The sequence below is a fragment of the Streptomyces sp. NPDC015127 genome (genome assembly GCF_043080095.1).
Classification (GTDB): domain Bacteria; phylum Actinomycetota; class Actinomycetes; order Streptomycetales; family Streptomycetaceae; genus Streptomyces.
In genome coordinates this window covers 46,661-61,132 of sequence record NZ_JBIBVE010000018.1, presented here as the reverse complement: position 1 = coordinate 61,132, position 14,472 = coordinate 46,661, and the positions used below count along the sequence as shown (strand labels likewise).

General features: G+C 71.5%; 17 protein-coding genes and 1 pseudogene. 17 read left to right on the top strand and 1 reads right to left on the bottom strand.

What is annotated here, in order from left to right; translation table 11 throughout:
* The first annotated feature begins 177 nt into the window (after positions 1–177).
* The 16 genes and pseudogenes from rpsP to ACF08N_RS30435 all read left to right on the top strand — a co-directional run bounded on the left by rpsP (position 178) and on the right by ACF08N_RS30435 (position 12,301).
* Complete coding sequence (rpsP, locus tag ACF08N_RS30510; protein ID WP_365993627.1) at positions 178–621, top strand: 30S ribosomal protein S16; 444 nt, start codon at positions 178–180, stop codon at positions 619–621.
* A 2-nt stretch (positions 622–623) separates the two neighbouring features.
* Positions 624–863, top strand: coding sequence for an RNA-binding protein (locus tag ACF08N_RS30505; RefSeq protein ID WP_005311361.1), 240 nt, complete (start codon positions 624–626; stop codon positions 861–863).
* 112 nt (positions 864–975) lie between these two features.
* On the top strand, positions 976–1,524 hold the full coding sequence (gene rimM / locus ACF08N_RS30500; RefSeq protein ID WP_392327947.1) for a ribosome maturation factor RimM: 549 nt from the start codon (positions 976–978) through the stop codon (positions 1,522–1,524).
* On the top strand, positions 1,524–2,345 hold the full coding sequence (gene trmD, locus ACF08N_RS30495; RefSeq protein WP_392327946.1) for a tRNA (guanosine(37)-N1)-methyltransferase TrmD: 822 nt from the start codon (positions 1,524–1,526) through the stop codon (positions 2,343–2,345). The genes rimM and trmD overlap by 1 nt, the downstream gene beginning before the upstream one ends.
* 125 nt (positions 2,346–2,470) lie before the next feature.
* Positions 2,471–2,821 carry a 50S ribosomal protein L19 gene (gene rplS, locus ACF08N_RS30490; RefSeq protein ID WP_392327945.1) on the top strand — a complete coding sequence of 117 codons (351 nt, stop codon included), beginning with the start codon at positions 2,471–2,473 and terminating at the stop codon, positions 2,819–2,821.
* Between the two features lie 57 nt (positions 2,822–2,878).
* A complete protein-coding gene (gene lepB, locus ACF08N_RS30485) occupies positions 2,879–3,658 on the top strand; it encodes a signal peptidase I (protein ID WP_392327944.1) in 780 nt (259 codons plus the stop codon).
* A pseudogene (lepB, locus tag ACF08N_RS30480) lies at positions 3,651–4,713 on the top strand (signal peptidase I); the annotation flags it as partial. The gene lepB (ACF08N_RS30485) and the pseudogene lepB (ACF08N_RS30480), both read left to right, overlap by 8 nt.
* Entirely contained in the window at positions 4,628–5,533 is a 906-nt protein-coding gene (lepB, locus tag ACF08N_RS30475; protein ID WP_392327943.1) for a signal peptidase I, read from the top strand. The pseudogene lepB (ACF08N_RS30480) and the gene lepB (ACF08N_RS30475), both read left to right, overlap by 86 nt.
* A gap of 70 nt (positions 5,534–5,603) precedes the next feature.
* Positions 5,604–6,347, top strand: a complete 744-nt coding sequence (gene lepB / locus ACF08N_RS30470) for a signal peptidase I (protein ID WP_392327942.1) — start codon at positions 5,604–5,606, stop codon at positions 6,345–6,347.
* Positions 6,337–6,846, top strand: a complete 510-nt coding sequence (locus ACF08N_RS30465; protein WP_392327941.1) for an NUDIX hydrolase — start codon at positions 6,337–6,339, stop codon at positions 6,844–6,846. The genes lepB (ACF08N_RS30470) and ACF08N_RS30465 overlap by 11 nt, the downstream gene beginning before the upstream one ends.
* 54 nt (positions 6,847–6,900) lie before the next feature.
* Positions 6,901–7,209, top strand: a complete 309-nt coding sequence (locus ACF08N_RS30460) for a DUF2469 domain-containing protein (RefSeq protein ID WP_005311352.1) — start codon at positions 6,901–6,903, stop codon at positions 7,207–7,209.
* A 187-nt stretch (positions 7,210–7,396) separates the two neighbouring features.
* Positions 7,397–7,759, top strand: a complete 363-nt coding sequence (locus ACF08N_RS30455; protein ID WP_392327940.1) for a YraN family protein — start codon at positions 7,397–7,399, stop codon at positions 7,757–7,759.
* Positions 7,760–9,379 carry a YifB family Mg chelatase-like AAA ATPase gene (locus ACF08N_RS30450; RefSeq protein ID WP_392327939.1) on the top strand — a complete coding sequence of 540 codons (1,620 nt, stop codon included), beginning with the start codon at positions 7,760–7,762 and terminating at the stop codon, positions 9,377–9,379. It abuts the gene before it with no gap.
* Between the two features lie 32 nt (positions 9,380–9,411).
* Positions 9,412–10,605 carry a DNA-processing protein DprA gene (dprA, locus tag ACF08N_RS30445; protein WP_392328016.1) on the top strand — a complete coding sequence of 398 codons (1,194 nt, stop codon included), beginning with the start codon at positions 9,412–9,414 and terminating at the stop codon, positions 10,603–10,605.
* Between the two features lie 240 nt (positions 10,606–10,845).
* Positions 10,846–11,682: an RNA polymerase sigma factor WhiG gene (gene whiG, locus ACF08N_RS30440; RefSeq protein ID WP_392327938.1), complete on the top strand. Its 837-nt coding sequence runs from the start codon at positions 10,846–10,848 to the stop codon at positions 11,680–11,682.
* 61 nt (positions 11,683–11,743) lie between these two features.
* Complete coding sequence (locus ACF08N_RS30435; protein ID WP_392328015.1) at positions 11,744–12,301, top strand: TetR/AcrR family transcriptional regulator; 558 nt, start codon at positions 11,744–11,746, stop codon at positions 12,299–12,301.
* Positions 12,302–12,331: 30 nt separating this feature from the next.
* Here the strand turns inward: ACF08N_RS30435 and ACF08N_RS30430 are convergent, their stop codons facing one another.
* Positions 12,332–12,832: a murein hydrolase activator EnvC family protein gene (locus ACF08N_RS30430; RefSeq protein WP_392327937.1), complete on the bottom strand. Its 501-nt coding sequence runs from the start codon at positions 12,830–12,832 to the stop codon at positions 12,332–12,334.
* A 702-nt stretch (positions 12,833–13,534) separates the two neighbouring features.
* Here ACF08N_RS30430 and rpsB point away from each other — a divergent pair.
* Positions 13,535–14,455, top strand: a complete 921-nt coding sequence (gene rpsB / locus ACF08N_RS30425) for a 30S ribosomal protein S2 (RefSeq protein ID WP_392327936.1) — start codon at positions 13,535–13,537, stop codon at positions 14,453–14,455.
* Positions 14,456–14,472 lie beyond the last annotated feature (17 nt).

Genomic DNA, 14,472 nt, shown 5'->3' with positions numbered 1-14,472 from the left:
GTGGCGGGCGGGGGAGATCCCGGGCCGGGCGTATGGCACAATGGCTAGCTGTACTCGACAGCCGCACAGGAACCCTCTCGCCTCCGGCTGACGCGTCCATCGGGCACCCCGAGTACCGCAACCCCACGTGGCATCTCGTTGTGCCCAACCACGTCAAGACCAGGAGACACCACTCCCGTGGCAGTCAAGATCAAGCTGAAGCGTCTCGGCAAGATTCGCCAGCCCCACTACCGCATCGTCGTCGCCGACTCCCGTACCCGCCGTGACGGCCGGGCCATCGAGGAGATCGGTCTCTACCACCCGACGTACAACCCGTCGCGCATCGAGGTCGACTCGGAGCGTGCGCAGTACTGGCTGTCCGTCGGTGCCCAGCCGACCGAGCCGGTCCTCGCCATCCTGAAGCTCACCGGCGACTGGCAGAAGGCCAAGGGCCTGCCGGCCCCGGAGAAGCCGCTGCTGGCCCCGGCGACCAAGGAGGACAAGCGCGCCTCCTTCGACGCCTTCGCCAAGGCTCTGGAGGGCGACGACGCCAAGGGTGAGGCCATCACCCCGAAGGCGAAGAAGGCCGACAAGAAGGCGGACGAGGCCGAGGCCGCTCCCGCCGAGTCGACCGAGGCCTGAGCATGCTCGAGGAGGCTCTCGAGCACCTCGTGAAGGGCATCGTCGACAACCCGGACGATGTGCAGGTCGCCTCGCGCAACCTGCGCCGCGGACGCGTGCTGGAGGTCCGGGTGCACCCCGACGACCTCGGTAAGGTGATCGGCCGCAACGGCCGCACCGCGCGCGCACTGCGTACCGTCGTGGGCGCCATCGGTGGCCGTGGCATCCGCGTCGACCTCGTCGACGTGGACCAGGTCCGCTGATCGAAGGTGAAGGGAATCCGGGGACGCCCCCGGATCCACGCAGCACCGGCTCGGGCCGGGGAGGGCTTACGGGCCCGCCCCGGCCCGTCGTCGTATCGAAGGAGAGACAAGCGTGCAGCTGGTAGTGGCGCGGATCGGCCGCGCCCATGGCATCAAGGGCGAGGTCACCGTCGAGGTGCGCACGGACGAGCCGGAACTGCGGCTTGGCCCCGGCGCCGTGCTGGCCACGGACCCGGCCGCCGCGGGACCGCTGACGATCGAGTCGGGCCGGGTGCACAGCGGCCGGCTGCTGCTGCGCTTCGAGGGCGTACGCGACCGCAACGCCGCAGAGGCGCTGCGTAACACTTTGCTCATCGCCGAGGTGGACCCCGAGGAGCTTCCCGAGGACCCCGACGAGTACTACGACCACCAGCTGATGGACCTCGACGTGGTCCTCGCGGACGGCACGGAGATCGGGCGGATCACCGAGATCAGCCACCTGCCCTCGCAGGACCTGTTCATCGTCGAGCGGCCCGACGGCAGCGAGGTGATGATCCCGTTCGTGGAGGAGATCGTCACCGAGATCGACCTGGCCGAGCAGAAGGCCGTCATCGACCCGCCGCCCGGCCTGATCGACGACAGCGAGGCCGAGATCGCGTCCAGCCGCGAGGAAGAGTCCTGATGCGGCTCGACGTCGTCACGATCTTCCCCGAGTACCTGGAACCGCTGAACGTCTCCCTGGTCGGCAAGGCGCGCGCCCGCGGACAGCTCGGCGTCCATGTGCACCACCTGCGCCACTGGACGTACGACCGCCACAACACGGTCGACGACACCCCGTACGGCGGCGGCCCCGGCATGGTCATGAAGACCGAGCCGTGGGGCGACGCCCTGGACGACGTCCTCGCGAGCGGCTACGAGGCGGGCGCCCACGGCCCCGCCCTGGTCGTCCCGACCCCGAGCGGCCGCCCCTTCACCCAGGAGCTCGCCGTCGAGCTCTCCGAGCGGCCCTGGCTGGTCTTCACCCCCGCCCGCTACGAGGGCATCGACCGACGGGTCGTCGACGAGTACGCGACCCGCATGCCCGTGTACGAGGTCTCCATCGGCGACTACGTGCTGGCCGGCGGTGAGGCGGCCGTCCTGGTCATCACGGAGGCCGTGGCCCGGCTGCTGCCCGGCGTCCTCGGCAACGCCGAGTCCCACCGGGACGACTCCTTCGCGCCCGGCGCCATGGCCAACCTGCTGGAGGGGCCCGTCTACACCAAGCCCCCGGTCTGGCGCGGACGCGCCATCCCGGACGTGCTGATCAGCGGCCACCACGGGAAGATCGCGCGCTGGCGCAGGGACGAGGCGTTCCGCCGCACTGCCCTCAACAGGCCCGACCTGATCGAGCGTTGCGACCCCGCGGCCTTCGACAAGAAGGACAGGGAGATCCTGTCCATGCTCGGCTGGGCCCCCGAGCCCGGCGGCCGATTTTGGCGCAGGCCCGAGGCCATGGAAGAATGAGCCGCTGCTGTACGTCCGGCCGGCGCCCCTGCCACAGGGGGAACGACGCCCGCCCGGCGGAGGCACCCCTTCTCATCACGACATTCCGTCGATGACCTGTGGCATCGGCGAGGAAGCAGACCACCATGGCTCACCTGCTCGACAGCGTCAACGCGGCTTCGCTGCGCACCGACGTCCCGGCCTTCCGTCCCGGTGACACCGTGAACGTCCACGTTCGCGTCATCGAGGGCAACCGCTCCCGTATCCAGCAGTTCAAGGGCGTCGTCATCCGCCGCCAGGGCGCGGGCGTGAGCGAGACCTTCACGGTCCGCAAGGTCTCCTTCTCCGTCGGCGTCGAGCGCACCTTCCCGGTGCACAGCCCGATCTTCGAGAAGATCGAGCTCATCACCCGCGGTGACGTCCGTCGCGCCAAGCTGTACTACCTGCGCGACCTGCGCGGCAAGGCCGCCAAGATCAAGGAGAAGCGCGACAACTGAGCTCCGGCTCATACGCGCGCCCGGTGTCACAGGGCGGCCGGATAGGCTCTGCCACCGATGGACACCGAAGCACAGCACACGGAGCGCGACCGCTCTTCCGCACCCGACGACGGGTCGCAGGGAGAGGGGTCGCGCTCCGCGCGTCGTTCCGGCCTCTCCCGGGTGTCCCTGCGCACCGCGGCGCTGACCGGTGTCGCCTGCACCGTCTTCGTGCTGCTGCTCAGCCACTTCGTGGTGCAGCCCTTCCAGATCCCGAGCAGTTCCATGGAACCCGCCCTGCAGGTCGGCGACCGGGTGCTGGTCAACAAGCTGGCCTACCGGTCCGGCTCCGAGCCGGCACGCGGGGACGTCGTCGTCTTCGACGGCAGAGGCTCGTTCGTACCCGAGGAACTGACGGAAAACCCCGTCAGTTCCGTAGTACGAGAGGGGCTCGCCATGCTCGGGCTCGCCGAGCCGACCGAGACGGATTTCGTCAAGCGTGTGGTGGGCACGGGCGGGGACCGGGTGGTCTGCTGCGACACGGAGGGCAGGATCGAGGTGAACGGTGTACCGGTCGAGGAGAGGTACCTCCACCCCGACGGCGTGCCCTCGGAGGTCGCTTTCGACATCGTCGTCCCCGAGGGGAGGCTGTGGGTCATGGGCGACCACCGCAGCGCCTCACGCGACTCCCGGGACCACCTCGGCGAGCCGGGCGGCGGCATGGTGCCCGTGGACAGGGTGATCGGCCGGGCCGACTGGATCGGCTGGCCCGCCGGACGCTGGTCCGGCCTGGAGCCCACCGACGCCTTCTCCGGGGTCCCCGATCCGGGCCCGCTGTCCGGCGGTGCCCATGGGTAACCGCGGACGCCGTGCGAGCCACCGGGCCGACACCCGGCTGCCCACCGGGACGCGGCCCACGAACGGCGCCCGGCCCCTGCCGGGCCGGGCGGAGCGCCGCAGGCTCGCACAGAAGGTCAAGCGCAAACGCCGCCGCTCGGCCGTGAAGGAGATACCCCTCCTGATCACCGTGGCGCTGCTCATAGCCCTGGTGCTGAAGACGTTCCTGGTGCAGGCCTTCGTCATCCCGTCCGGCTCGATGGAACAGACGATCCGCATCCAGGACCGGGTCCTGGTCGACAAGCTCACGCCGTGGTTCGGCTCGAAGCCGCAGCGCGGCGATGTCGTCGTCTTCAAGGACCCGGGCGGCTGGCTGCCGCCGGACGAGAAGCCGAAGGCCGACGACCCGGTCGTGATCAAGCAGGTCAAGCAGGGCCTGACGTTCATCGGGCTGCTGCCCTCGGACGACGAACGCGACCTGATCAAGCGGGTCGTGGCGGTCGGCGGGGACACCGTGAAGTGCTGCGACGCGAACGGCCGCGTCACCGTCAACGGCGTACCGCTGAACGAGCCCTATCTGCACCCCGGAAACGTTCCGTCGACCATGAAGTTCGACGTGAAGGTGCCCGACGGACGGCTGTTCGTGATGGGTGACCACCGCTCCAACTCCGCCGACTCCCGCTTCCACCTCGACGAGGAGGGCCGGGGCACCGTGGGCGAGGACCAGGTCGTCGGACGCGCCGTCGTCATCGCCTGGCCGCTGGACCACTGGCGCAGACTGGAGGAGCCGGAGACCTACGCGTCCGTTCCGAACGCGCGCGCCGGGTCGACCGCGGCACCGCCGCTGTCGAATAGTGTGTCCTCCCAGGACCTGAACGGAATGGTCCTGCTCCCGAGCCCTGCGGAACTCCCGCTCGTTATGGGAGTGGTGGGCCTGCTCCTTGTACGGGGCAGGCGGTTCGCGCGGAGTGAGGAGTGGATGTGGGGGACGTGGCGGTCGGCGCACGGTCCGGACACGACGATCCCGAGGACAGGCAGCCGGGGCGACCCCCCGAGCAGCCCTCGGACGTGACGGACGGGGAAGTGCCGACGACCGGGGACGACGACGCGTCGGACGGCAACGGTACGGGACAGAAGAAGCAGCGATCCTTCTGGAAGGAACTGCCGCTCCTGATCGGTATCGCGCTGCTCCTCGCGCTCCTGATCAAGACCTTCCTGGTGCAGGCGTTCTCCATCCCGTCGGACTCGATGATGAACACCCTGCAGCGCGGTGACCGGGTGCTCGTCGACAAGCTCACGCCGTGGTTCGGGTCGGAGCCCGAGCGCGGCGAGGTCGTCGTGTTCCACGACCCGGGCGGCTGGCTGGAGGGCGAGCCCACGCCGGAGCCGAACGCGCTGCAGGAGGTCCTCAGCTTCATCGGGCTCATGCCGTCCGCCGAGGAGAAGGACCTCATCAAGCGGACGATCGCGGTCGCCGGTGACACCGTGGAGTGCAAGAAGGACGGTCCGCTCAAGGTCAACGGCAAGCCGCTGGACGAGCCGTACATCTACCCGGGCAGCACCCCGTGCGACGAGCAGTCCTCGTTCGGGCCGCTGACCGTGCCGAAGGACCGGATCTGGGTGATGGGCGACAACCGCCAGAACTCGCAGGACTCCCGGTACCACATGGAGGACGTCAACGGCGGCTTCGTCCCCGTCGACAAGGTCGTGGGACGCGCGGTCGTCGTGGCCTGGCCGCTGAACCGCTGGTCCACGCTCCCCGTGCCCGACACCTTCGAGCAGCCGGGAGTGGCCGCCGCCCTTTCCGCCTCGCCCGCGGCCCTGGGTCTGGCCGGTGCGGTGCCGATCGTGCTGTGGCGCAGGAGGAGGCTGACCGGCGGGCGTACCGCCGGGTAGTGTGCGGTCCCGGGCAGCAGATCCCGGGACCGGCGTCCGGGGACAGGATCTCCGAGGCGGGAGTGCTGGGATGAGCGGTGCACGACGTGAGGGCGACGGTCAGGCCCGGCTCGGGGCTGCCCTGTCGGGCATAGCCGTGGCCGTCGGCTGTGTGCTCTTCCTCGGAGGATTCGTCTGGGGCGCGCTCGTCTACCAGCCGTACACGGTCCCGACCGACTCGATGTCGCCGACCGTGCAGGCGGGCGACCGGGTGCTCGCCGAGCGCATATCGGGTAACGATGTCCGGCGCGGTGACGTGGTCGTCTTCCGCGACACGGCATGGGGCGACATGCCGATGGTCAAGCGCGTGGTCGGGGTCGGGGGCGACGAGGTCGCGTGCTGCGACGGCGACGGCCGCCTGACGGTCAACGGCAAGGCCGTCGACGAACCGTATCTGCACAGCTCGGGACCGGCCGCCGAGCAGTTCACGGCGGAGGTGCCCGAGGGGCAGCTGTTCCTGCTCGGTGACGAACGCAGGGGCTCGCTGGACTCCCGGTCCCACCTTCAGGAGGCAGGCCAGGGTTCGGTGCCCCGCTCGGCCGTGGAAGCGCGCGTGGACGCCGTGGCCTGGCCCCTGAGCGGCGGCGCCGTGGAGCGCCCTCAGGGGTTCGCCGCACTGCCTGGCGGGGTGTCCCAGCCGGGCCCTGTGGGGCTCATGGTGGCGGCCGTTGTCGCCGGAGCCGTGCTCATCGTGGCCGGTGCGGCGTACGGGCCGGTGGCCGGCCGGATCGGCCGGGCACGGCGCGGGAAGGCGGTGACCGCGGGTGCTGCATGAGGCATCGGGTGCGCCGACCGGACTGCGGAAGGTCGCCCGGGTCGTGCTGCTCGACCCCGAGGACCGGATCCTGCTGCTGCACGGCTTCGAGCCGGACGATCCCGCGGACGACTGGTGGTTCACCCCCGGCGGCGGGCTGGAGGGTGACGAGAGCCGTGAGCAGGCGGCGCTGCGCGAGCTGGCCGAGGAGACCGGGATCACCGAGGTGGACCTCGGCCCCGTGCTGTGGCAGCGGCACTGCTCGTTCCCGTTCGCCGGGCGGCGCTGGGACCAGGACGAGTGGTACTTCCTGGCGCGTACCACCTGCACGGACGCGGTCCCGCATGCCCTTACGGACCTGGAGCGCCGGAGCGTCGCGGGCCTGAGGTGGTGGACCTCCGCCGAACTGTCGGCGGCCCGTGAGACGGTGTACCCGACCAGGCTCGCCGAGCTGCTGCGTACGCTGCTCGACGAAGGACCTCCGCGTGTGCCGGTGGTGCTGGCCCCGGAAATCGTCTAGGGCCCGGCGCGCTGACGCACAATAGGGGGACGCAAGGCTGAAGGGGAACATGCCATGAGCGCCGAGGACCTCGAGAAGTACGAGACCGAGATGGAGCTGAAGCTCTACCGGGAGTACCGAGATGTCGTCGGGCTGTTCAAATACGTGATCGAGACCGAGCGTCGCTTCTATCTCACCAACGACTACGAGATGCAGGTGCACTCGGTGCAGGGCGAGGTCTTCTTCGAGGTCTCGATGGCGGACGCCTGGGTCTGGGACATGTACCGCCCGGCCCGCTTCGTCAAGCAGGTGCGAGTGCTCACGTTCAAGGACGTGAACATCGAGGAGCTCAACAAGAGCGACCTGGAGCTGCCCGGCAGCTGACGGCTGTCCCGTCGGGCCATGTCGTCGGACGGCTGTCCCGTTCGACCTTTCGTCGGGCCGGTCCCGTCGGAACTTTCCCGTCCGGGTGATGGAGTTTTCCACAATCGGGCGGTTGTCCACGGTTTTCCACCAAGATCCAAAAGTCCGGGGCCGACGTATGAGAGTCGGTGCCGGAGGTGGTGCCGAAATGAACGCGACGGGGGCACTGGGACGGTACGGAGAGGACCTGGCGGCGCGGCTGCTGATCGGGTCCGGAATGCGTCTGCTGGCGAGGAACTGGCGCTGCGGACGCGCCGGTGAGATCGACATCGTCGCCCGCGACGGCGACACGGTGGTCGTCTGCGAGGTCAAGACCCGCAGATCCGGCTGCTACGAGCATCCGATGGCAGCCATCACACCGACCAAGGCCGGACGGCTCCGGCGCCTTGCCGACTGCTGGCTGGAGCGGCACGGCGGCCCCCCGCCGGGCGGGGTGCGCATCGACCTGGTGGGCGTGACACTCCCCCGGCGCGGGGCGGCCGTCGTCGAGCATGCCCGGGGGGTGGCCTAGATGGGCTTCGCCCGTGCGTGTTCCGTCGCGCTCGTGGGGGTCGAGGGCGTGGTCGTCGAGGTCCAGGCGGACCTGGAGCCCGGGGTCGCCGCGTTCACCCTGGTCGGGCTGCCGGACAAGAGCCTGGTGGAGAGCCGGGACCGGGTGCGTGCGGCCGTGGTCAACTCCGGCGGCGAATGGCCGCAGAAGAAGCTCACCGTGGGGCTGAGCCCGGCCTCCGTGCCCAAGGGCGGCAGCGGCTTCGATCTCGCTGTGGCCTGTGCGGTCCTCGGCGCCGCCGAGCGCATCGACCCACGGCAGATCGCCGACCTCGTGCTGATCGGGGAGCTCGGGCTCGACGGGCGGGTACGGCCGGTGCGCGGGGTGCTTCCCGCGGTGCTCGCCGCGGCCGAGGCGGGGTACGAGCACGTGGTCGTCCCGGAGCAGACCGCCGGGGAGGCCGCGCTCGTGCCGGGGATCTCGGTGCTCGGGGTGCGCACCCTGCGCCAGCTCATCGCCGTCCTCGCCGACGAGCCGGTCCCGGACGAGGAGCCCGTGGAGCCGGGCCGCCCCGACGCCATGCTCGCGGGCCTCCTGGTCCCGGGCGCGGGGGTCGGCACCGGACTCGCCGCCGACCGGCCTGGGAGCGACGGCCCGGACCTGGCCGATGTGGCGGGCCAGCACTCGGCGCGTAGGGGGCTGGAGGTCGCGGCAGCGGGCGGGCATCACCTCCTGCTCTCGGGGCCGCCCGGAGCGGGCAAGACGATGCTGGCCGAGCGTCTGCCCGCTGTCCTGCCGCCGCTGACCAGGCGGGAGTCCCTGGAGGTCACGGCGGTCCACTCGGTGGCCGGCATCCTGCCGCCGGGCGAGCCGCTCGTGAGGACCGCGCCGTACTGCGCGCCGCACCACTCGGCGACCATGCAGTCCCTGGTGGGCGGCGGCAACGGGCTGCCGAAGCCGGGCGCGGTCTCGCTGGCGCACCGAGGGGTGCTCTTTCTCGACGAGGCACCCGAGTTCTCGGGAAAGGCCCTGGACGCGCTGCGCCAGCCCCTGGAGTCGGGCCACGTCGTGGTTGCCAGGAGCGGGGGAGTGGTACGGCTGCCCGCCCGCTTCCTCATGGTGCTCGCGGCGAACCCCTGCCCGTGCGGAAGGCACACGCTGCACGGTGCCGGCTGCGAATGCCCCGCGTCCGTGATCAGGCGGTACCAGGCCCGGCTGTCCGGGCCGCTGCTCGACCGCGTCGACCTGCGGATCGAGGTCGAGCCGGTGAGCCGCTCCGACCTGCTGGGCCACGGCGGGCGCGGCGAGTCCACGGCCACGGTCGCCGCCCGTGTCCTGGCGGCCAGACACCGGGCCGCCACCCGTCTCGAGGGCACTCCGTGGACGGTCAACAGCGAAGTCCCCGGCCACGAACTGCGAACCCGGTGGACGGTCGCGCCCGGGGCCCTGGGCGCGGCCGAGCGGGACGTCGAGCGCGGGCTGCTCACGGCCCGCGGCCTCGATCGGGTGCTGCGCGTCGCATGGACGATCGCCGACCTCGCGGGACGTGACCGGCCCGAGGCGCAGGACGTCGCCCTCGCCCTCGAACTGCGCACCGGGATCTCCCGAGGCGTCCCGGCCGTGGCAGGGGCGGCGCGGTGACGGGGGCGGTGCACCGGAGCGGCACCAGGGGCATGACGGGCGACGACTCCTCGTGGAGCGGGCCGGGGCCGGAGGAGGAAGCGGAGCGGGCGGCGCGTTCGGCGCTGACACAGATCCTGGAGCCGGGCGACGAGAAGGGCGGCCGCTGGCTGAGGGAGGTCGGCGCCCGGGGACTGCTGGGGCTGCTGATGTCCGACGCATGCGAGAAGGGGGCGCTCCCGGGGCTGACCGAGCGCCGGGCGGCCGGGCTGCGGGCCCGTGCCGCCGGAGTCCTGCCGGGGCAGCGGCTGGAGGCGATCCGCGCGCTCGGAGGCAGGTTCGTCGTCCCGGGGGACACGGAGTGGCCGACCCAGCTCGACGATCTCGGGGACGCGCGCCCCATCGGCCTGTGGGTGCGGGGCCGGCCCGACCTGCGCGCCTGGGCCCTGCGTTCGGTGGCCGTGGTCGGGGCCCGGGCCTGCACGCCGTACGGGGCGCACATATCGGCCTCGCTCGCCTCCGGGCTGGCGGAGCGGGGGTGGGTCGTGGTGTCCGGAGCGGCCTTCGGCGTGGACGCCGCAGCGCACCGGGGCGCGCTCGCCGCCGGTGGCGCCACGGTTGCCGTCCTGGCCTGCGGGGTCGATGTCGCCTATCCGCCCGCCCATCAGGAGTTGATCAAGCGCATGGTGCAACAGGGGCTCGTCATCGGCGAGTTGCCGCCCGGCGCCCATCCCACGCAGAGCCGGTTCGTCCTGCGGAACAGGGTGATCGCCGCGCTCACCCGCGGGACCGTCGTCGTCGAGGCCGAGTACCGCAGCGGCTCCCTGGTCACCGCCCGCCGGGCCCAGCAGCTCGGACGCTTCACGATGGGCGTGCCCGGCCCCGTGACCAGCGGCCTCTCGGCGGGTGTGCACGAACTTCTGCGGGGCGGTGCGGTGCTCGTCACCGACGCCGCCGAAGTGGTCGAACAGGTGGGTGACATGGGCGAACTCGCGCCCGAGCGCACCGGGCCCGTCCTGCCCAGGGACCTGCTGGGCCCCGGCACCAGACGGGTACTTGAGGCGTTGCCCGCGGGGCGTCCGGTGACCTGCCGCGAGAGCGCGCGGCTCGCCGGCACGACGGACGACGAGGCGCTCGGCAGGCTGTACGAACTGCACTCGCTCGGCTTTGTCGAACGGTGCCCAGAGGGATGGAGGTTGACGCACAGCGCCATCCGCGGTTCGAACGCGCGGCGAGGCGATGCTTGACCTGGAGCATTCGGGTGAAAAGGTGAAGGTGATGACCTTCGGAGTCCCGTGTGTGACGCCTGAGGGGCCGGTGCGCAGGGCATCGGCCCCGAATCGAAGGTGTGGACGAGCGCGAATACCCGGGCAGGTTCCTTCCGCTTCCCTCGCCCACCGCGACGGCGTAGTCACGCTACGCTCACCGGATTCCGGCCTCGGCCGCCCTTCCCCGCCCCCTCACAGCAGAACGGCTCAAGGCAACGCATGCCCCAGCACACGTCCGGGTCTGACCGCGCGGCAGTGCCACCCGCTGCCCGTGGCACCGTGCGGCCCTCGGCTCCCTCGTCGGTCGAGGAGCTGTGGCGGTCGTACAAGGCCACGGGTGACGAGCGGCTGCGGGAGCAGTTGATCCTGCACTACTCGCCGCTGGTCAAGTACGTGGCGGGCCGGGTCAGCGTGGGGCTGCCGTCCAACGTCGAGCAGGCCGATTTCGTCTCCTCCGGCGTCTTCGGACTCATCGACGCGATCGAGAAGTTCGACGTGGACCGGTCGATCAAGTTCGAGACGTACGCGATCACCCGCATCCGGGGCGCGATGATCGACGAACTGCGGGCGCTTGACTGGATCCCGCGCTCGGTGCGGCAGAAGGCCCGTGCCGTCGAACGTGCGTACGCGACGCTCGAGGCCCAGTTGCGGCGCACGCCGTCGGAGGCCGAGGTGGCCGCCGAGATGGGCGTCACCATCGAGGAACTGCACGCGGTTTTCAGTCAGTTGTCCCTGGCCAACGTCGTGGCACTGGAAGAGCTGCTGCACGTGGGCGGCGAGGGCGGCGACCGGCTCAGCCTCATGGACACGCTGGAGGACACGGCCGCGGACAACCCGGTCGAGGTCGCCGAGGACCGGGAACTGCGCCGGCTGCTCGCCCGGGCCATCAACACCCTCCCCGAGCGGGAGAAGACCGTCGTCACGCTCTACTACTACGAAGGGCTCACACTGGCCGAGATCGGCCACGTCCTCGGAGTCACCGAGAGCCGCGTCAGCCAGATCCACACGAAGTCGGTTCTGCAACTGCGGGCGAAGCTGGCCGACGTAGGACGTTGACGCCCAGTCGTCCGCGGCGCATCCGTACAGTGGAGGCGTGCCCAGGATTCGAGCGGCCTCTGTGGCCGAGCACCGGACGATGCAGCGAGGCGCCCTGCTGGACGCCGCGCGCTCCCTCCTGTCCGAAGGCGGTACGGAGGCGCTGACCTTCCCCGCCCTCGCCGAGCGCACGGGTCTCGCGAGGTCCTCCGTATACGAGTACTTCCGCTCGCGTGCCGCGGTCGTCGAAGAGCTCTGCGCTGTGGACTTCCCCGTGTGGGCGGCGGAGGTCGAGGCCGCGATGGACCGCGCGGAAACTCCCGAGGGCAAGGTCGAGGCGTATGTACGCCGGCAGCTCGACTTGGTCGGCGACAGGCGCCACCGGGCCGTGGTCGCCATCTCCGCGAGCGAGCTGGACGCCGGCGCGCGCGAGAAGATCCGCGCCGCCCACGGCGGGCTGATCGCGATGATCGTCGAGGCGCTCGGGGAACTGGGCCAGGAGCAACCCCGGCTCGGGGCGATGCTGCTGCAGGGCGTCGTGGACGCCGCGGTCCGCCGCATCGAGCTCGGCGCGGCCGAGGACCCGGCCACCGTCGCCGACGCGGCGGTCGCGATGGCGCTGCGCGGCGTCCGGGGCTGACGCGGGCGCCGTCCCTGGGGCGGCCCCGCACTAGGGAAGCGGTACGCCGAAGACCGGGAGCAGCCTGGACGGCGGGCGGCGGAGTATCCGCGGCGGCAGCAGGGACAGCGGATTCAGGTACCGCGTCCCCCGCAGCAGGCCCCAGTGCAGGCACCCCGCGGCGCAGTGTGACGGCCCCGTGTCGACCGTTGCCACGACCTGGCCCGCGGTGACCTCCGCGCCCTTGTCCACCAGCGGGCGAACCGGTTCGTACGTGGTCCGCAGTGGCGGGTCACCCGTATCGGTGAGGCTGATGACGAGCACGCCGCGGCCCGCGACCCGGCCGGCGAAGGTGACCCGGCCGGCCGCCGCGGCACGGACGGGGGTGCCGGGCGGGGCGGCGAGGTCGACGCCGCGATGGCCGGGGCCGTAGGGGGAAGCGGGCGGCGCCCAGCCCCTGACGACGAGGGGCCGGGGCGCGCCGACCGGCCAGCTCCGCGCCCCGCCGCGCCCGCCGGGCCTGTCCGCCGGGCCGCCGCCCCCACCAGGCACCCGAGGGACCGCCTCCCCGACGCGGGCCCACCTGAGCCTGCGAGCCTCCGGCACCGTGGAGCCCGGCGCCCCGGACGGCGCTGCCTCCAGTGCCGCCCCCGCTTCCGGCGCCGTAGAGCCCGGCGGCCCCGCAGGCCCGGCCCGGGGCGGCCGCGGGCCTGGACCGACCGGGCCCCACGCGGCCGTCGCCACCGACCGGTGCCCGACCGGGGCCGGTGGAACCCCGGCCGCCCCCGCCCCCGCCCTCGACGCCGCGGATCCGGGCCCCGCCCCGGCCGCTCCCGCACCCGACGTCCCCGCCCAAGCCGCTCCCGCACCCACGGCCCCCGCCTCCCTCGGCATCGCCGGCATCAGCAGTGTCGGCAGTGTCGAGAGCGTCAGCAGTGTCAGCAGCAATGCAGGCAGTGCGCGGCGCAGTCGGCCGGCCGAATGTGTGCAGTTCATGAGGCACACCGTGCCGCCTGCCGCGCCCGCCCCGCTGATCTTGGTCCGGATCTGTGGACAACCGGGTGGTTGTGGACAGCGCCGTCACCCGGCACGTCACCGGTCCCGTACACTTCTTCTGGCGATCCGGGTCACCGGGTCGACTTCGCACGCCCCGCCACCGGACCCTCAGCGGTCGGTGGCCGCGCTCCTCGGTCCCTTGTGGCACGGCGCGTCGGGGCGTCAGGACATAACCGAGAAAAACAAGGAGATACGGCCATGGCCGTCGTCACGATGCGGGAGCTGCTGGAGAGCGGCGTCCACTTCGGTCACCAGACCCGTCGCTGGAACCCGAAGATGAAGCGCTTCATCTTCACCGAGCGCAACGGCATCTACATCATCGACCTGCTCCAGTCGCTGTCGTACATCGACCGCGCCTACGAGTTCGTCAAGGAGACCGTCGCCCACGGCGGCTCCATCATGTTCGTCGGTACGAAGAAGCAGGCCCAGGAGGCCATCGCCGAGCAGGCGACGCGCGTCGGCATGCCGTACGTCAACCAGCGCTGGCTGGGTGGCATGCTCACCAACTTCTCCACCGTCTACAAGCGTCTCCAGCGCCTCAAGGAGCTCGAGCAGATCGACTTCGAGGACGTGGCCGCCTCCGGCCTCACCAAGAAGGAGCTCCTGGTCCTCTCCCGCGAGAAGGCCAAGCTGGAGAAGACCCTTGGTGGTATCCGGGAGATGCAGAAGGTGCCGAGCGCCGTCTGGATCGTCGACACCAAGAAGGAGCACATCGCCGTCGGTGAGGCGCGCAAGCTCCACATCCCGGTCGTCGCGATCCTCGACACCAACTGCGACCCCGACGAGGTCGACTACAAGATCCCGGGCAACGACGACGCGATCCGCTCCGTCACCCTGCTCACCCGCGTGATCGCCGACGCCGTCGCCGAGGGCCTCATCGCCCGCTCCGGCGCCGCGACCGGCGACCAGAAGCCGGGCGACAAGGCCGCCGGCGAGCCGCTGGCCGAGTGGGAGCGCGACCTGCTCGAGGGCGAGAAGAAGGCTGACACCGACGAGGCCGCCAAGGCTGACGAGGCCAAGCCGGCCGAGGCCGCTGCTGAGGCTCCGGCTGCCGCCGAGGCTCCTGTTGAGGCTCCGGCCGCTGCCGAGGCCCCGGCCGCCGAGGCCGAGCAGGCCTGACCTACGGCCTGACCTTC

Excerpts from the sequence above, each read along its gene's own strand:
- trmD (WP_392327946.1), top strand. The coding sequence starts at position 1,524 with ATGCGGCTCGACGTCGTCACGATCTTCCCCGAGTACCTGGAACCGCTG.
- ACF08N_RS30455 (WP_392327940.1), top strand. The coding sequence starts at position 7,397 with ATGAACGCGACGGGGGCACTGGGACGGTACGGAGAGGACCTGGCGGCG.
- ACF08N_RS30450 (WP_392327939.1), top strand. The coding sequence starts at position 7,760 with ATGGGCTTCGCCCGTGCGTGTTCCGTCGCGCTCGTGGGGGTCGAGGGC.
- rplS (WP_392327945.1), top strand. The coding sequence starts at position 2,471 with ATGGCTCACCTGCTCGACAGCGTCAACGCGGCTTCGCTGCGCACCGAC.
- ACF08N_RS30460 (WP_005311352.1), top strand. The coding sequence starts at position 6,901 with ATGAGCGCCGAGGACCTCGAGAAGTACGAGACCGAGATGGAGCTGAAG.
- dprA (WP_392328016.1), top strand. The coding sequence starts at position 9,412 with ATGACGGGCGACGACTCCTCGTGGAGCGGGCCGGGGCCGGAGGAGGAA.
- lepB (WP_392327944.1), top strand. The coding sequence starts at position 2,879 with ATGGACACCGAAGCACAGCACACGGAGCGCGACCGCTCTTCCGCACCC.
- lepB (WP_392327942.1), top strand. The coding sequence starts at position 5,604 with ATGAGCGGTGCACGACGTGAGGGCGACGGTCAGGCCCGGCTCGGGGCT.
- whiG (WP_392327938.1), top strand. The coding sequence starts at position 10,846 with ATGCCCCAGCACACGTCCGGGTCTGACCGCGCGGCAGTGCCACCCGCT.
- rpsB (WP_392327936.1), top strand. The coding sequence starts at position 13,535 with ATGGCCGTCGTCACGATGCGGGAGCTGCTGGAGAGCGGCGTCCACTTC.
- ACF08N_RS30505 (WP_005311361.1), top strand. The coding sequence starts at position 624 with ATGCTCGAGGAGGCTCTCGAGCACCTCGTGAAGGGCATCGTCGACAAC.